Annotated in this window: 19 protein-coding genes; 18 read left to right on the top strand and 1 reads right to left on the bottom strand. The window is 46.6% G+C overall.

The genetic code is table 11. The annotated features are described in order from the left end of the window. The 17 genes from secY (at window position 1) to cwlD (ending at window position 11,083) form a co-directional block, all read left to right on the top strand. Window positions 1-1,278: a preprotein translocase subunit SecY gene (gene secY, locus ABDB91_RS02030; protein WP_347489951.1), complete on the top strand. Its 1,278-nt coding sequence runs from the start codon at window positions 1-3 to the stop codon at window positions 1,276-1,278. A gap of 13 nt (window positions 1,279-1,291) precedes the next feature. Further along, window positions 1,292-2,038 (top strand): type I methionyl aminopeptidase, encoded by a 747-nt coding sequence (gene map, locus ABDB91_RS02035; protein WP_347489952.1) that lies wholly within the window; start codon window positions 1,292-1,294, stop codon window positions 2,036-2,038. Between the two features lie 107 nt (window positions 2,039-2,145). Then, on the top strand, window positions 2,146-2,436 hold the full coding sequence (locus ABDB91_RS02040; RefSeq protein ID WP_347489953.1) for a KOW domain-containing RNA-binding protein: 291 nt from the start codon (window positions 2,146-2,148) through the stop codon (window positions 2,434-2,436). Between the two features lie 21 nt (window positions 2,437-2,457). Beyond that, the gene (gene infA / locus ABDB91_RS02045; protein ID WP_006522848.1) at window positions 2,458-2,676 is read left to right on the top strand and encodes a translation initiation factor IF-1; all 219 of its coding nucleotides are present in this window, start codon (window positions 2,458-2,460) and stop codon (window positions 2,674-2,676) included. A gap of 36 nt (window positions 2,677-2,712) precedes the next feature. Continuing rightward, window positions 2,713-2,826, top strand: coding sequence for a 50S ribosomal protein L36 (gene rpmJ, locus ABDB91_RS02050; RefSeq protein WP_015617898.1), 114 nt, complete (start codon window positions 2,713-2,715; stop codon window positions 2,824-2,826). A gap of 20 nt (window positions 2,827-2,846) precedes the next feature. Beyond that, the gene (gene rpsM / locus ABDB91_RS02055) at window positions 2,847-3,218 is read left to right on the top strand and encodes a 30S ribosomal protein S13 (protein WP_347489954.1); all 372 of its coding nucleotides are present in this window, start codon (window positions 2,847-2,849) and stop codon (window positions 3,216-3,218) included. Between the two features lie 11 nt (window positions 3,219-3,229). Then, on the top strand, window positions 3,230-3,619 hold the full coding sequence (rpsK, locus tag ABDB91_RS02060) for a 30S ribosomal protein S11 (RefSeq protein ID WP_347489955.1): 390 nt from the start codon (window positions 3,230-3,232) through the stop codon (window positions 3,617-3,619). A 22-nt stretch (window positions 3,620-3,641) separates the two neighbouring features. Next, window positions 3,642-4,268, top strand: coding sequence for a 30S ribosomal protein S4 (gene rpsD / locus ABDB91_RS02065; protein WP_347489956.1), 627 nt, complete (start codon window positions 3,642-3,644; stop codon window positions 4,266-4,268). A gap of 57 nt (window positions 4,269-4,325) precedes the next feature. After that, window positions 4,326-5,273 carry a DNA-directed RNA polymerase subunit alpha gene (locus ABDB91_RS02070; RefSeq protein WP_347489957.1) on the top strand — a complete coding sequence of 316 codons (948 nt, stop codon included), beginning with the start codon at window positions 4,326-4,328 and terminating at the stop codon, window positions 5,271-5,273. A gap of 12 nt (window positions 5,274-5,285) precedes the next feature. Continuing rightward, window positions 5,286-5,624: a 50S ribosomal protein L17 gene (rplQ, locus tag ABDB91_RS02075; protein ID WP_347489958.1), complete on the top strand. Its 339-nt coding sequence runs from the start codon at window positions 5,286-5,288 to the stop codon at window positions 5,622-5,624. A 70-nt stretch (window positions 5,625-5,694) separates the two neighbouring features. Beyond that, complete coding sequence (locus tag ABDB91_RS02080) at window positions 5,695-6,546, top strand: energy-coupling factor transporter ATPase (RefSeq protein ID WP_347489959.1); 852 nt, start codon at window positions 5,695-5,697, stop codon at window positions 6,544-6,546. Then, complete coding sequence (locus tag ABDB91_RS02085; RefSeq protein ID WP_347489960.1) at window positions 6,519-7,388, top strand: energy-coupling factor transporter ATPase; 870 nt, start codon at window positions 6,519-6,521, stop codon at window positions 7,386-7,388. Before ABDB91_RS02080 ends, ABDB91_RS02085 begins: the two co-directional genes overlap by 28 nt. 2 nt (window positions 7,389-7,390) lie before the next feature. Next, window positions 7,391-8,185 carry an energy-coupling factor transporter transmembrane component T gene (locus ABDB91_RS02090; RefSeq protein ID WP_347489961.1) on the top strand — a complete coding sequence of 265 codons (795 nt, stop codon included), beginning with the start codon at window positions 7,391-7,393 and terminating at the stop codon, window positions 8,183-8,185. Between the two features lie 63 nt (window positions 8,186-8,248). After that, the gene (truA, locus tag ABDB91_RS02095) at window positions 8,249-8,992 is read left to right on the top strand and encodes a tRNA pseudouridine(38-40) synthase TruA (protein WP_347489962.1); all 744 of its coding nucleotides are present in this window, start codon (window positions 8,249-8,251) and stop codon (window positions 8,990-8,992) included. Window positions 8,993-9,133: 141 nt separating this feature from the next. After that, complete coding sequence (rplM, locus tag ABDB91_RS02100; protein ID WP_347489964.1) at window positions 9,134-9,565, top strand: 50S ribosomal protein L13; 432 nt, start codon at window positions 9,134-9,136, stop codon at window positions 9,563-9,565. A 21-nt stretch (window positions 9,566-9,586) separates the two neighbouring features. Beyond that, window positions 9,587-9,979, top strand: a complete 393-nt coding sequence (gene rpsI, locus ABDB91_RS02105; RefSeq protein ID WP_347489965.1) for a 30S ribosomal protein S9 — start codon at window positions 9,587-9,589, stop codon at window positions 9,977-9,979. A gap of 297 nt (window positions 9,980-10,276) precedes the next feature. Further along, window positions 10,277-11,083 carry an N-acetylmuramoyl-L-alanine amidase CwlD gene (cwlD, locus tag ABDB91_RS02110; RefSeq protein ID WP_347489966.1) on the top strand — a complete coding sequence of 269 codons (807 nt, stop codon included), beginning with the start codon at window positions 10,277-10,279 and terminating at the stop codon, window positions 11,081-11,083. A gap of 99 nt (window positions 11,084-11,182) precedes the next feature. Here the strand turns inward: cwlD and ABDB91_RS02115 are convergent, their stop codons facing one another. After that, window positions 11,183-13,096, bottom strand: coding sequence for a methyl-accepting chemotaxis protein (locus tag ABDB91_RS02115; RefSeq protein WP_347489967.1), 1,914 nt, complete (start codon window positions 13,094-13,096; stop codon window positions 11,183-11,185). Window positions 13,097-13,628: 532 nt separating this feature from the next. Here ABDB91_RS02115 and ABDB91_RS02120 point away from each other — a divergent pair. Further along, window positions 13,629-14,360, top strand: coding sequence for a FadR/GntR family transcriptional regulator (locus ABDB91_RS02120; protein WP_347489968.1), 732 nt, complete (start codon window positions 13,629-13,631; stop codon window positions 14,358-14,360). Window positions 14,361-14,687: the final 327 nt, after the last annotated feature.

Consider the following 14,687-nt stretch of genomic DNA (forward strand, 5'->3'; position numbering starts at 1 on the left):
ATGACTCAGCTTCTGGATGGCTTGAAAGGTGCCTTTAAAGTCAATGAGCTGCGTACCAAGCTATTGTTCACCCTTTCCATGATATTTATTTTTCGCTTCGGGGTTCATATACCCGTCCCCGGGGTGGACGTAGACGCTTTTCGTGAGCTGATTGGCACAGCCGGCATAATATTAGGATTTTTTGATGTTATTTCCGGTGGCGCCTTCAAAAGTTTTTCAGTATTTGCTATGAGCATTATCCCTTATATTAATGCATCCATTATTATGCAGCTGTTAACCGTCGTCATACCTCATTTAGAAAGGCTGGCCAAGGAAGGCGAAGAGGGTCGCAAGAAAATCTCTCAGTATACCCGCTATTTTACTGTGGTGCTGGCTTTTCTGCAGGCCATTGGCATGAGTGTTATGCTGGGCAATTACGGGGTCTTGCATAGCCCGGGCATTGCCAGCTATGCGGTTATTGTTTTTACCCTTACCGCAGGTACGACGCTTTTAATGTGGATTGGCGAGCAGATTACCGAGCGGGGTATTGGCAATGGTATATCGCTGCTGATCTTTGCCGGTATCGTCAGCCGTTTGCCGTCCGGTATTCAGAACCTTTATATGCAGTTTGAAGCCGGTACCGTTAATATACTGAGCCTGCTTATACTGGTGGTTATCGGTGCATTGGTTATCGCTGCCGTAGTGGCGGTTCAGGAAGGGCAAAGACGCATTCCCGTGCAGTATGCCAAACGAGTAGTGGGCCGCCGGGTTTACGGGGGTCAAAGCACTCATCTGCCGCTTAAGGTGAATCAGGCCGGCGTGATTCCTGTAATTTTTGCTTCGTCGCTGCTAATGTTTCCCGAGCAAATAGCGCGCTGGTTTCAGGGTTCGGCCATTGCTGAATTTTATGTAAATTATTTTGGCTGGAATTCAGTAGCACATACATTAATGTATGCCTTGCTGATCATTGGCTTTACCTATTTTTACACCGCAGTAATCATGAACCCGGTGGATATGGCCGACAATATTAAAAAGTACGGTGGTTTTATACCTGGCATCAGGCCGGGACGGCCCACGGCGGAATACATTGCCAGGGTCATGAACCGTATCACTTTAGCCGGGGCCGTATTTCTGGCACTGATTGCCATTTTGCCCAACTTCGTTTTGTTGGCCACCCGTATACCGAATATCTATTTTGGCGGTACGGCGTTGTTAATTGTGGTTGGTGTGGCTTTGGATACCATGAAGCAAATTGAATCGCAGCTTTTGATGCGCAGTTACCAGGGATTTATTAAGTAACCGGGGTGTTCTTATGATTATCTGTAAATCCGAGCGGGAAGTTTCTTACATGCGGGAGGCCGGTAGAGTGGTGGCGGGTGTTTTTACTGAACTGGCCGGGGTGATTAAGCCCGGTGTGACCACCGCTGAACTGGACCGGATAGCTGAAGAATATATCCTATCCAAGGGAGCCAAACCGGCTTTTAAAGGTTTATACGGGTTTCCGGCTACTATATGTGCGTCGGTCAATGAACAGGTGGTACATGGCATCCCTGGTTTAAGAAAATTGGAAAACGGAGATATTATTAGTATTGATGTTGGTGCGGAAATAAATGGTTACTTTGGAGATAGCGCCCAGACGTTTGCGGTGGGAAATATTACACCCGAGCTGCAGGATTTGCTGGATGTAACCCGCGCATCGCTGGCGGACGGCATTAACATGGCCAGGAGCGGTAACCGGCTCTCAGATATATCCCATGCAGTACAGCAGTACGTGGAAAAAAACGGTTTTTCCGTAGTTAGAGATTACGTGGGACATGGTATCGGCACTAAAATGCATGAGGAACCCCAGGTGCCTAACTTTGGTAGACCCGGACGGGGGCCACGGCTTAAAGCTGGCATGACATTAGCGATAGAACCGATGGTAAACATGGGTACTTATCATGTGCAAACTCTTCCGGATAACTGGACAGTAGTAACAAGGGACGGCCAACCATCGGCACATTTTGAACATACCATTGTTATTACCGACAGTGACCCGGTGATACTGACATTGCCATAGTGAACTGCGCTTGTCGGTGACCATATCTTTGCCCCTGCACCATGGGCAAGTCGTGCAGTGCAAGATAAGGTGAATGGATACGCTGGTTGATCGGGAGGATGGTCGGGATGCAGATGGGGATAAACCCGGGACAACTGGTGCAACCGAAAGCCGGGCGTGATTGCGGCAAATACTACCTGGTGCTTAAGGTTATTGATGATAATTATGTATTTGCTGCCGACGGTACGGTCAGACGACTGGAAAATCCCAAGAAAAAAAATATTAAACATCTCATTCTGCATTCGAAAATCGCCGGGGAGATTGTTGATAAGTTGAGATCAGGTGAGCGTATTAGCAATATTGATATACGCAGAGCTATAGAACGCTTGGTGGACAACGCGGAAGAGCTACCATTTTAAAGGAGGTTGGTTTGTTATCTAATGTCAGGTAAGGATGTTATAGAAGTGGAAGGTACCGTAATTGAGCCATTGCCGAATGCCATGTTTAGGGTGGAACTAAAAAACGGTCATAAGGTACTGGCCCATGTAAGTGGTAAGATTAGGATGAATTTTATTCGTATTTTAGCCGGTGACCGGGTTATGGTAGAATTATCCCCTTACGATTTAACCCGGGGGCGCATTGTATACCGGTATAAATAGTAATGCATTAAAAGCAAGGCCCGAGGAGGTTGAACAATGAAAGTCAGGCCTTCTGTGAAACCAATATGTGAGAAATGCAAGATTATACGTCGAAAAGGCAAGATAATGGTGATATGTGAAAATCCCAAACATAAACAAAGGCAAGGGTAAGCTGGAGGTGTTTAAAAGGAATGGCACGTATCGCGGGTGTAGATTTACCGCGGGATAAAAGAGTGGAAATTGGACTTACCTATATCTATGGTATTGGTAAGCCCACCTCGCAAAGAATACTGGAGCAAACTGGAGTTAATCCCGATACCCGTATCAGGGATTTAACCGAAGATGAAGTCAATAAATTAAGGGATGCAATTGAAAAGAATTGTCGTGTTGAGGGTGATCTGCGCAGGGAAGTAGCCTTGAATATCAAACGGCTTATTGAAATCGGCTGCTACAGAGGACTGCGCCATCGTCGTGGATTGCCGGTGCGCGGGCAGAATACTAAGAACAATGCCAGGACCCGCAAGGGACCGAAACGCACGGTTGGCGTACGCAGGAAAAAGTAGGGGGTGGATAAATGGCTCGCAGAACAACCAGAACCAAAAGGCGGGAACGTAAAAACATTGACCGTGGCGTGGCGCATATCAAGTCTACGTTTAATAATACCGTAGTTACTATCACAGATACAAAAGGCAATGCCATTTCCTGGGCCAGTGCCGGTGGGGTTGGTTTTAAGGGATCACGGAAAAGTACCCCCTTTGCTGCTCAAATGGCTGCTGAAAAAGCGGCTAAGGAAGCTATGGAACATGGCATGAAGGAGCTGGAAGTATCGGTAAAAGGCCCTGGCGCGGGTCGCGAGGCCGCCATTCGCTCCATGCAGGCTGTCGGCCTGGAAGTTAGTGTAATTAAGGACGTTACACCTGTTCCCCATAACGGATGCCGGCCGCCCAAGCGCCGGAGAGTATAAGAGGAGGTGTAGTAAGCAACTTATGGCAAGATATACGGGTGCGCAGTGCAAGCTGTGCCGTCGCGAAGGTCAAAAGCTGTATCTTAAGGGCGACCGCTGCTATACCGGTAAGTGCGGTATTGATCGCCGCAGTTATCCTCCCGGTCAGCATGGTCAGGGCCGTAAAAAAGTTTCCGAGTATGGCCTGCAGTTAAGAGAAAAGCAAAAGGCCCGTCGCTTTTATGGTATTTTAGAAAAACAGTTTAGAAACTATTATTTTAAGGCATCCAGACAGCCGGGCGTGACTGGTGAAAACCTTTTGCGCTTATTGGAACGCCGTTTGGACAATGTGGTTTATCGTTTGGGCTTGGGCGCTTCACGTAACGAGGCCCGCCAATTGGTACGCCACGGTCATTTCATTGTCAACGGCCGGAAAACTAATATCCCTTCATTCCTGGTGCGGGTTGGGGATGAAATTGTTGTCCGTGAGAAAAGCAAGGAATCGCCGAGGGTTAAGGAATTAATTGAACGTGCTGCTGACAACACAGCCCCGGCATGGCTGGAATACGACGCCGAGCAATTAAAAGGCCGGGTGGTAGCGCTTCCCTCTCGGGAACAGATAGATGCCCCCGTTCAAGAAACCCTGATTGTAGAATTATACTCCAAGTAGTACGGGTTTATCAGGGGTAATCCCATTCCGTCCTAAGGAGGGGTTTGAATCTCAGCTATGTTGGAAATTGAGAAGCCAAGAATCGAATGCGTGGAAGCTAATGAGGAACAGCATTATGGGATGTTCGTGGTGGAGCCGCTGGAAAGAGGATATGGAATTACCCTGGGTAATTCGCTGAGGCGCATTTTGCTATCCTCACTACCCGGCGCGGCGGTGACCTCGGTAAAAATTGAAGGGGTACTGCACGAATTTTCCACTGTTCCCGGTGTAAAGGAAGATGTGACTGATATAATCCTAAACCTCAAATCTCTTTGCCTTAAGATGTACACCGATGAGGAAAGGATTATGCGCATTGAGGTCCAGCAAGAGGGTGCAGTAAGAGCCGGCGATATTATAACTGACCCGGACGTAGAAATATTGAACAATGACATGCATATTGCCACTTTGGCTGAGGGGGGACGGTTGTTTATGGAAATGACCGTTTCCAAAGGCCGTGGTTATGTGTCGGCCGAGCGCAACAAAAAAGGTGATCATGTTATCGGAGTTATCCCGGTAGACTCTATATTTACACCGGTACGCAAGGTTAATTACCATGTAGATAATACCAGGGTGGGACAGCGCACAGATTATGACAAACTTACTATGGAGGTTTGGACGGACGGCAGCATAAAAGCTGATGAAGCCGTCAGTCTTAGTGCCAAGATATTAAGTGAGCACCTGCGCCTGTTCATTGGTTTAACCGAGTCGGCGGACGAGGTTGAAATAATGGTGGAGAAGGAAGAAGAACAGAAGGATAAAATACTGGAAATGCCCATTGAGGAACTGGATCTAAGTGTGCGTTCATATAATTGTCTGAAACGGGCGGGAATCAACACCGTGGAAGAGTTGGTTCAGCGCAACGAGGAGGATATGATGAAGGTGCGCAATTTGGGCAAAAAATCCCTGGAAGAGGTCATGAACAAATTGTCCGAACTTGACTTGAAACTGCGCCATGATGATGATTAAGGAGTGATAAAGGTGGCCTACGCTAAATTGGGTCGCAACACCGGCCATAGAAAGGCTATGTTGCGCAACCTGGTGACTGCTCTGTTCCGTGATGAACGTATAACCACCACCGAGACCCGGGCCAAAGAAGTCAAAAGAATTGCTGAAAAAATGGTTACTCTGGCTAAGCGGGGAGATCTTGCCGCCCGCCGCCAGGCACTGGAATATGTTTACGAGGAAAGAGTGGTACGTAAACTGTTTGATACCTATGGGCCCAAGTATGCTGAACGCCAGGGCGGTTATACCCGCGTGGTTAAGTTGGGTTACCGGCGTGGCGATGCTGCTCAGTTGGCCCTTTTGGAATTGATTTAATAGATCTGCTGATCGGGAAATCGCAATAGCGGTTTCCTCTTGGCATTTATAGGCAAGGAGTTGCTTGTTGATGTCCGGTCATAACAAACTGCTCATAAAATTGCATAACCTTGCTTATTTATATCCTCATGTGCCGAATCCGGTTATTAAAGATATTAATAATAATATCAATGCCGGAGAGTTCATTGCTGTGATTGGTGCCAACGGGTCGGGCAAATCCACCTTGGCCCGGTTAATAGCCGGTTTACTGATCCCATCCAGTGGATGTGTGGTAATAAACGGTATGGATACTCGCTTATCGGCTAATAGAGAAGAAATACGCCGGTATGTGGGATTGGTTATGCAAAATCCGGATAATCAACTGGTAGCTGCCGTGGTGGAGGAAGATGTGGCCTTCGGACCGGAGAACTTATGCTTGCCATCTGAAGAAGTACGCTCTCGGGTGGAAGATGCTCTTAATGCGGTGGGTTTAAGCCGGATGCGCGAACGACCGCCGCATATGCTTTCCGGGGGTGAAAAACAGCGATTGGCTATTGCCGGTTTACTTGCCTTGCGTCCTTCATGCCTGATACTGGATGAACCTACCTCCATGCTTGATCCTGTTGGGCGTCAGGAGGTTATTCGGGTGTTGCGTCAACTTGCGGATGCGGGCACGGCTGTGGTCATGATTACCCATCATATGGATGAGGCCGCCGGTGCCGATCGGGTCTGGGTGCTGGGTAAAGGTAGTTTGTTAGCTGATGCTGAACCTGAAGTCATATTCGGCCAGGTTGATTTGTTGCATGAACTGGGGTTGGCTTTACCCGGCACCTCGGACCTTACCTGTCGCTTGGCCGAACGGGGCGTTGAACTGCCTTCCGATCTTGTTACCATGGAGGGTATGGTGGATTATTTATGCCGTGTATTGAAGCAGATGGATTGACCCATGTATATTTTCCCGGCACACCGCTTGAAATGGTGGCTTTGAGGGATATACAACTGACGGTAAATGAAGGTGAATTTATAGCCCTGGTGGGTGCATCCGGCAGTGGTAAATCGACTCTTGCACAGCACTTTAACGGATTGTTATTGCCTGCATCGGGCAGCGTACGGGTACTGGGCGGGGATACTGCCGATAAAAAACACCGTCGGGCATTGTGGCGATATGTGGGATTGGTTTTTCAATTCCCTGAAAGACAAATTTTTAGTAATACGGTATTTGAAGATATAGCCTTCGGACCGCGAAATATGGGATGGGACAGTTTGAAGGTGGCAAGGCGGGTCAAAGAGGCGCTGGCTTCTGTGGGGCTGTCGGCGGAGATGCAGACTGCCAACCCAAGCGCTTTGAGTGGGGGGGTCCTCCGGCGAATTGCTATTGCCGGAGTGCTGGCAATGCGTCCCCGGGTGCTGATTATGGACGAGCCCGGGGCTGGATTGGAGCCGGAGGCCAGGCAGTTTATTTTGGCCCAATTAAAGGAACTTCAGGCGAGGTACGGGATTACCGTATTATTAATTACTCACAACTTGGAAGACGCGGCGCGATTTGCCGACCGGGTAGCCGTGCTCCGCGCGGGCGAACTTTTATGCGTCGGTAAAGCCGGGGAAGTGCTCAGCCGAATTGAACTGCTGCAAAAAGCCGGTTTAAAAGCGCCATTTGCCGTAGAACTGGCTCATCGGTTGACTGTTGCCGGTATAAAACTGCCCGTCATACCGCTAACTATTGAAGATACCGCCCGGGTATTGTATGATCTAATGTCCACCGGGGCAAAGCCGGGGAGGGGATAAATATGAACGGTGTTGCCATGGGGCAGTACCTGCCGGCATGCTCGCCGGTGCACCGCCTGGATCCCCGGGCTAAATTGATATGTGTGGCACTGGCCGTTCCGGCGGTGCTGTTAACATCCGGTTTGGCTGCTCTTGTTTTGGTATCGCTGTGGACGCTGCTGACTGCTGCATTGTCGGAGATTAAGCCCGGGGTTTACTGGCGCAGCTTAAAACCTTTATGGGTGCTGCTGCTGATAAGCTTTATATTACAAATATTTTTTACACCTGGTGAACCGTTTATTGCTGTCGGATTTATTAAGGTATCCCGTGAAGGTCTGCTGCTAAGTGGATGGCTATTGTGGCGTATTAGTATGCTATTATTGGTAGCGGCCGTGCTTACCTTTACCGCCACTCCTTTACAGCTGACCGCGGCTTTGGAATGGCTGCTGGCACCGCTGCACCGGGTGCGGATACCCGTGCGGGAGTTAGCTATGATGATCAATCTGGCGTTGCGTTTTGTACCCACATTATTTGACGAAGCCAGACAGATGCTTTTAGCACAGCGTTCCAGGGGGGCTGATTTCGCCGCCGGCGGCATTAAGGAACGGGTTGGCAGATTAATTCCTTTTATGGTTCCACTGCTTACCAATATTTTTAGCCGGGCCGACGAGCTGGCCCTGGCCATGGAAATCAGGTGCTATCAGGTAGGTGCCCCCCGCTCCCGAATGCATGTGTTAAAGTTTAAACGCATGGATTATACAGTTATACTAATTACTACGGTTATCCTGGTTGTGGTGTCGGCCGTGCGTGTACTATAGCACATGTTCCATATTAAAAGATTAACCCACATCGCTATAATTTTTCTTTTGTGGGGTGGTCCTTTGCGAAATATTAAATTAACCATAGCTTATGACGGTACTAATTATCACGGATTTCAGGAGCAGCGGGGTACCGGGCTTGCTACCATACAGGAAACGCTTGAGCTTTGCCTGCGCAAGTTAGCGGGGCGGCGGGTACAGGTAACCGGTGCGGGGCGTACCGATGCCGGTGTACATGCCCGTGGTCAGGTAATAAACTTTAACGCGGCAGGGTGGCCCATTCCGGTGGAACGTATACCGCTGGCTGTAAACGGTTTATTACCTGCTGATGTTGTAGTGATGGATGCTAAGGAGGTAGATGAGGATTTCCACGCCCGTTTTTCCGCCCGGGCTAAAATTTACCGGTATGCGGTATGGAATAATCGCATTCCCTCACCTTTTCATCGCTTATACAGCGGCTTTCTGCCCGTACCACTGGATGATGAAGCTATGTCCGCGGCCTGTGCCCATTTGCTGGGCCGACATGACTTTAAATGTTTTCAGGCGGCGGGAGCTACCGTAAAAACTACTGTGCGCACGCTGTATCGGGCGGAGGTTATACGTAAGGGGTCTCTGGTGCACTTTGTTTTTAAAGGCAACGGGTTCTTGTATAATATGGTGCGCATTATGGCAGGTACGATTTTGCAGGCAGGTATGAATAAAACCAGCCCCGAATCAATTAAGCTTATGCTGGAATCCAGGGACCGGGCACAGGCCGGGCCAACTATGCCGCCCCGTGGACTATGCCTGGAATGTGTGGAATATTAATGCCTATAAAATCATTTGCCTTGACACTGGCAATACTATGTATTAAAATATCTTTATGTGTGACCTGATGGCAACCGAAGAGCCCCCGGTTGGCCGGAGAGGTTTTGTTTCCTTTTTCAACACACGGGAGGTAATAATTGTATGAGGACGACATATATGGCCAAGCCCGCCGATGTACAGCGCAAGTGGTACATTCTTGACGGTGAAGGCAAGGTGCTGGGACGTTTGGCAGCTGAGGCCGCCAGGCTATTAAGAGGAAAACATAAACCAATTTTCACGCCCCACGTTAATACCGGTGACCATGTAGTAATCATTAATGCTGATAAAGTTGTACTTACAGGCAATAAATTACGCCAAAAGATGTATTATCGTCACTCCGGTTATCCGGGCGGATTAAAAGCTACCAGTTACGATAAACTGATGCAAAACAAACCCGAACTGGCCGTTTACAAAGCCATTACCGGCATGCTGCCCCATAATAGCCTGGGTAGAGATATGGCCAGAAAACTAAGGGTATACCGCGGTAGTGAACATCCCCATGAGTCCCAAAAGCCCGAAGTTTGGGAAATGTAACGGTCGGAAGGAGGAGCATGAGTGGCTCTAGTTCAGTTTTACGGTACCGGACGTAGGAAAGATGCGGTAGCCAGAGTATTTCTTCGTCCCGGTGAAGGCAAGATGACAGTTAACAATAAAAGCATAGAGGAATATTTTGGCAGGAAGACATTGCAAATTGTTGCCCGCCAGCCATTGGAATTAACCGGTTCGGGCAGTCGTTTTGATGTCCTGGCCAAAGTATTGGGCGGTGGTGTCAGCGGCCAGGCCGGCGCGGTTAAAATGGGTATCGCCCGGGCACTGATTGAAGCCGACCCCAATTTAAGGCCCGTACTAAAAAAAGCGGGATTTTTGACCCGTGACCCGCGCATGAAGGAAAGGCGCAAATACGGACTTAAAAAAGCCCGCCGGGCTCCGCAATATTCCAAACGTTAGTATTAATATAAAATTTAAATCAAAACCGGGACCACCGTATGCAGGTGGTCTTTTTTTTTCTTAAATGCCTTAATAAAATATACGTTTGTTGGACTACTATCTAAGTTATTTGTGATAATGTTATATTTCTTAAAAAACTATGCCTGAGAATGTGGCAGATCCTTGATTGTTTAGATCCGCCGCAATTATAGTAATAAAAACACGCCATAGCTTTTCTTCTCATATCCTGTTTGCCTTCGGCATATTTTTAAACGGGGGAGTGAGTTTACCCCGTTTAAGTGCGGGAGGGATGAATAAATGCTGCGGGTATTTAGGGTAAAATTTCGATATTTTTTTCTGATTGCTTTATTTCTGATAATAGGTTATTTTGCTGTTCTTGCTATTTATGACAACCTTGAAAACCGCCGGGTGGCCGCCTTATCCTGGTCGGTGGCCAACAAGGTTATTGTTGTAGACCCGGGACACGGTGGTATTGATCCCGGTTCCAAGGGGCCAACGGGGGTCATTGAGGAAGATATAACCCTGGAGGTCTCGCGCAAGCTGGTTACAGTATTAGCTCAGGCGGGGGCTATTGTGCTTATGACCAGAGAATCGGACATGGATCTCAGCGATGCGGACGGCGGCCGGCTGATTACGCGTAAAAGACAGGATTTATCCAGGCGGGTGGCTTTGGCCAACGAACATGATGCTGATGCATTCGTTAGCGTGCATGTTAATAGTTTTAAATCCGGCCCCCGTGAGCACGGAGCTCAGACCTTCTATCAGCCTGGCTCGGAGGATGGACAGAAATTAGCCGCCAGTATTCAATCCGAATTGGTGCGTTTGTTGAAAAACACTAAACGCCAAGCCAAAGCTGTAGATTATTATACCACTCGCAATGCTAAAATGTCTTCAGTAATTGTGGAGATAGGTTTTATCAGTAACCCCAATGAAGAAAAATTGATGTGCGATGTTGATTATCAAGGGAAACTGGCTTATTCAATATACTCCGGTCTGGTTAAATACTTTGCCGGGACCTCCACTCCTACCAGTGGTTCGATAGACAAAGAAAAGGCTCTGGAGACTTTTATGCAAAACAAAGGGAAGGATTACGGCGCTCCGTAAACGATGATCTTTTATACCGGCATTCGGAAAATTCGGGAAAGTAATATGCTAAAACCGGCTAAGCCGGTTTTAGCATATCCCAGTATTTAGCTGCCTGATCTACACTCTAAACTTGACTATCGCATTCTGTAAGTCGTCAGCCAGGTTGGACAGATCCTGAGCAGCAATAGTTACTTGCTGCATAGTGGAGGCAATTTGCTCATTAGATGCTGATAGCTGCTGTGTATTTTCATTGGCTTGCATTGAACTGGCCGCCACGTCTTTAATAATAACCGTATTTCTTTCTATAGCCTCAATTATTTGTTCCAGGGAGGCGCCTGCATTGTCAGCTATATGCACGCCCTCATCCACTTCTTTGACCCCGTTTTGTATGGCGCCCACCGCTTCACCAACTCCGATTTGAATATCATTAATTAAGTGAGTAATTTGTGTGGCGGCGCTTGCTGATTGCTCGGCCAGCTGGCGAACCTCTTCGGCGACAACGGCAAAACCGCGGCCGTATTCACCGGCTCTGGCCGCTTCAATAGCGGCATTTAAAGCCAATAAATTTGTCTGATCCGCAATATTAGTGATGGTATTAATAATATTACCTATCTGGTTGGATTGTTCGCCAAGCTTTTGGATTGCTTCAGCGACTTTCTGTGACGCCGAGGCAATGGTATTGATTTTATCAATAGTTTGCTGGACGGCCTGATTACCGTTTCTGGCCAGTTGCTGCACATGCTCCGATTCTTGAGCTGCTTCCAGCGCATTTTCATTCTCTTGTGCGGACGTGGCGGCAACTTCATTGGTTGTTCCGGCAACTTCTTCAACTGTAGCGCTGACCTCTTGGCTGGTCGCGGCCAAATCCCGGCTATGAGAAGATAGCTTATCTGACAGGCTCATTATGTTAGTAACCAGAACCTTAAGACTGTCCACCATTTTTTTGAAATTCATGGTTAGCTGGCTTATTTCGTCTGTACCTTTGGCATTCACTGTAACAGATAAGTTTCCATCAGCCACATTGGTAGTCAGCGTATTAAGTGTATGCAGGGGGGTCAATGAACGGCGTACCATAAACGCAAGGCATAGTATTACTATGGCTATAATAGATATGCTAAGCAGTATGCTCTTTTGGGTCTGCTCGGCTATCGGTTTATCTAATGCTTGCTCGGGTACTACCACCCCCATTGACCAATTGGTTAATTTAATAGGGTTATAGAAACAATAGACCATTTCGCCCTTGGATTTGGCCTTGCCCCAACCGTCCTGTCCATCGACCATCTTTTTGTAAATGGTGCTCATTTCATCGTTTAATTTTGTTGCGTTAGCCTTCATAGCCAATGATTTATCGGGGTGATTAATAAAAGTACCTTGTTGATCCAGTAGAAAAGCGTATCCATTTTTATCTGTCTTTGTTTTAGCTATAATATTGTTGATCGTTTCCAAAGATAGATCTACGCCCAGCAGACCAAGGAATTTATCATCTTTATAAACGGGAGAGGTAATGGAGACAATAATCTGATTGGAGATTGCGTCCACATAGGGTTCGGAGAAATAAACGCCGTCCACTTTTTTGCCTTCAGCATAATAAGGACGGTTATCAAGTTGATAATCATCTGGTGCTTCCCATTCAGTCAAATCATAGGGTACTTGACTTTTTTCCGAGTTAAAATAAATATTAAAAATGTTGGCGTCTTTATCGGCAAGCTTCCTGGCGGTAGAAAGAAAATTAACGTACTCTTGCTTACCCTTATAAACCGATACGCTGCGTTCGCTTGTTATGGCAGCAAAATTAACAACATCGCTGGTATTGGAAAGTGCTGTGGATAATCCGGAATATTCATTAAGATAAGATTCAATCTCAGCCGAAGCACGCTTGGCGGCCTCAAAGTTACTGGTCTCCGTTCCGTTCCAACCCAATCGCTTCATCCAGCTAATATTTTGGGTTATCATAATAACAAAGCCAAACAATACGAGAACTGTGCAGGGAATTAACAGTTTTGCCAGTATGGAATTTTTATACCATTTCATAATTTACTCTCCTCCAATGCGAAATTTAAGTTAATAGTTCCTTGCCAAGGTATTTAACTGGACTTAATTGGTAAGTCCAATGGTATTTATTCGGCGTATTGTATAAATTTCCTTCGACCAATTATGAAAAATTTAGAATAATTAAGTCAAATTGCAGCTAACTATATAGAAGCTTCTAATATTTAAAAGAATCCTGTCACAAAATGTTGATTGTTATGAATAATACAACCTGGGACGCTTAAAGTCCGTCATGGCGAGAAGCGAAGCGACGAAGCAGTCTCCGCTTTGCGGTCCGCATTTCTTTGGGACCTCCTTCGGAGTTTGGGATTGCTTTGCCTGCCCTTGCGGATGCGGTTGATAACTTAAAAATATTTCGTTTGAATAACTATGTAAAATAATTAATTTAAAGCAGGAACTTTAGGTTATTAGTATAATTTATCATATTAATAATTGACGTTATCGGATGGTTGTTGCAAATACAGCAATTTCGTGTAACATATATAATAAACTAATAAGACAGGGGTAAATGTCGATGGATATCAAACGTAAAAAAAGGACCCGGCTTTATAGAGAAATAGTGTTGCAGATTAAACAGCTGATACAGGAGGGCTCACTGGCACCCGGTGATCAGTTGCTTCCGGAGAGGCAACTGGCGGAAAAACTGGGAGTGAGTAGGTCGGCGCTTAGGGAAGCCCTGTCTGCATTGGATTCTATGGGATTAATAGAGATAACTCCCGGTGGCGGGGCTTATATCAGGAAGATTGGCGTGGAAAGCGTGATTGAACCATTGGCCGGGATCATGTTAAAAGAAAAGGAAAGCGTTTTTGATTTACTTGAGGCCAGAAAGATATTAGAGGTGGAGATAGTCAAGCTGGCAGCTGAAAGAGCAAGTAAATCCGATCTCTACCAGATAAGGGAAGCAGCCACGGATATGTACAATGATGTTCAAAATAACCGCAATGCCGACGAGTCAGATGTGAATTTTCACCTTTCCATAGCTCAGGCTACGCAAAATTCGGTTTTGTATGACATAATGGTTATGTTATCCGGGTTGATGAAGGAAGCTTATGGGCCAAGTCGCAGGGAATTGTTAAAAGGCCCCATTAAGATATGGTGTGAGCAGAATTTTCAGATGTATGAAGCCATAAAGAATAAAGACCCTAAAGCTGCGGCTCAAATTATCAAGGAACATTTGCAAATAGCCGAAGATGAGCTTAAAAGGTTGATGCATGTTCAGGAAAACAACGGCGATCAATCTGTATAAAACATAAATAAATACTGCGTTAATTTCAAGGGGCTGTTGCGCGACGGACTAAATAGTTCATAGTGCAACAGCCTTTTGTAAGGATACAGGATTATTATCGGAATAATTAGCTGCATCCGGTAAAGGGAGCGTCGCTCACTACTCCAAGAAAGTAGTTTGTGACACTTCCTTTTTTAGTTTAACTTCAAATTAGTAAAAAGTTAGATGTCAATCAAGCGAGAATAGTAGAAAAATTTTTTTTTGTGTGTAGAAGGAATATTATCAGAAGTTGTTGAATTGTCATAATACAATTGGTCATACCATTGATTACAGATTTGCATACCAAAG

The sequence above is a fragment of the Desulfoscipio sp. XC116 genome (assembly GCF_039851975.1).
GTDB lineage: Bacteria > Bacillota > Desulfotomaculia > Desulfotomaculales > Desulfallaceae > Sporotomaculum.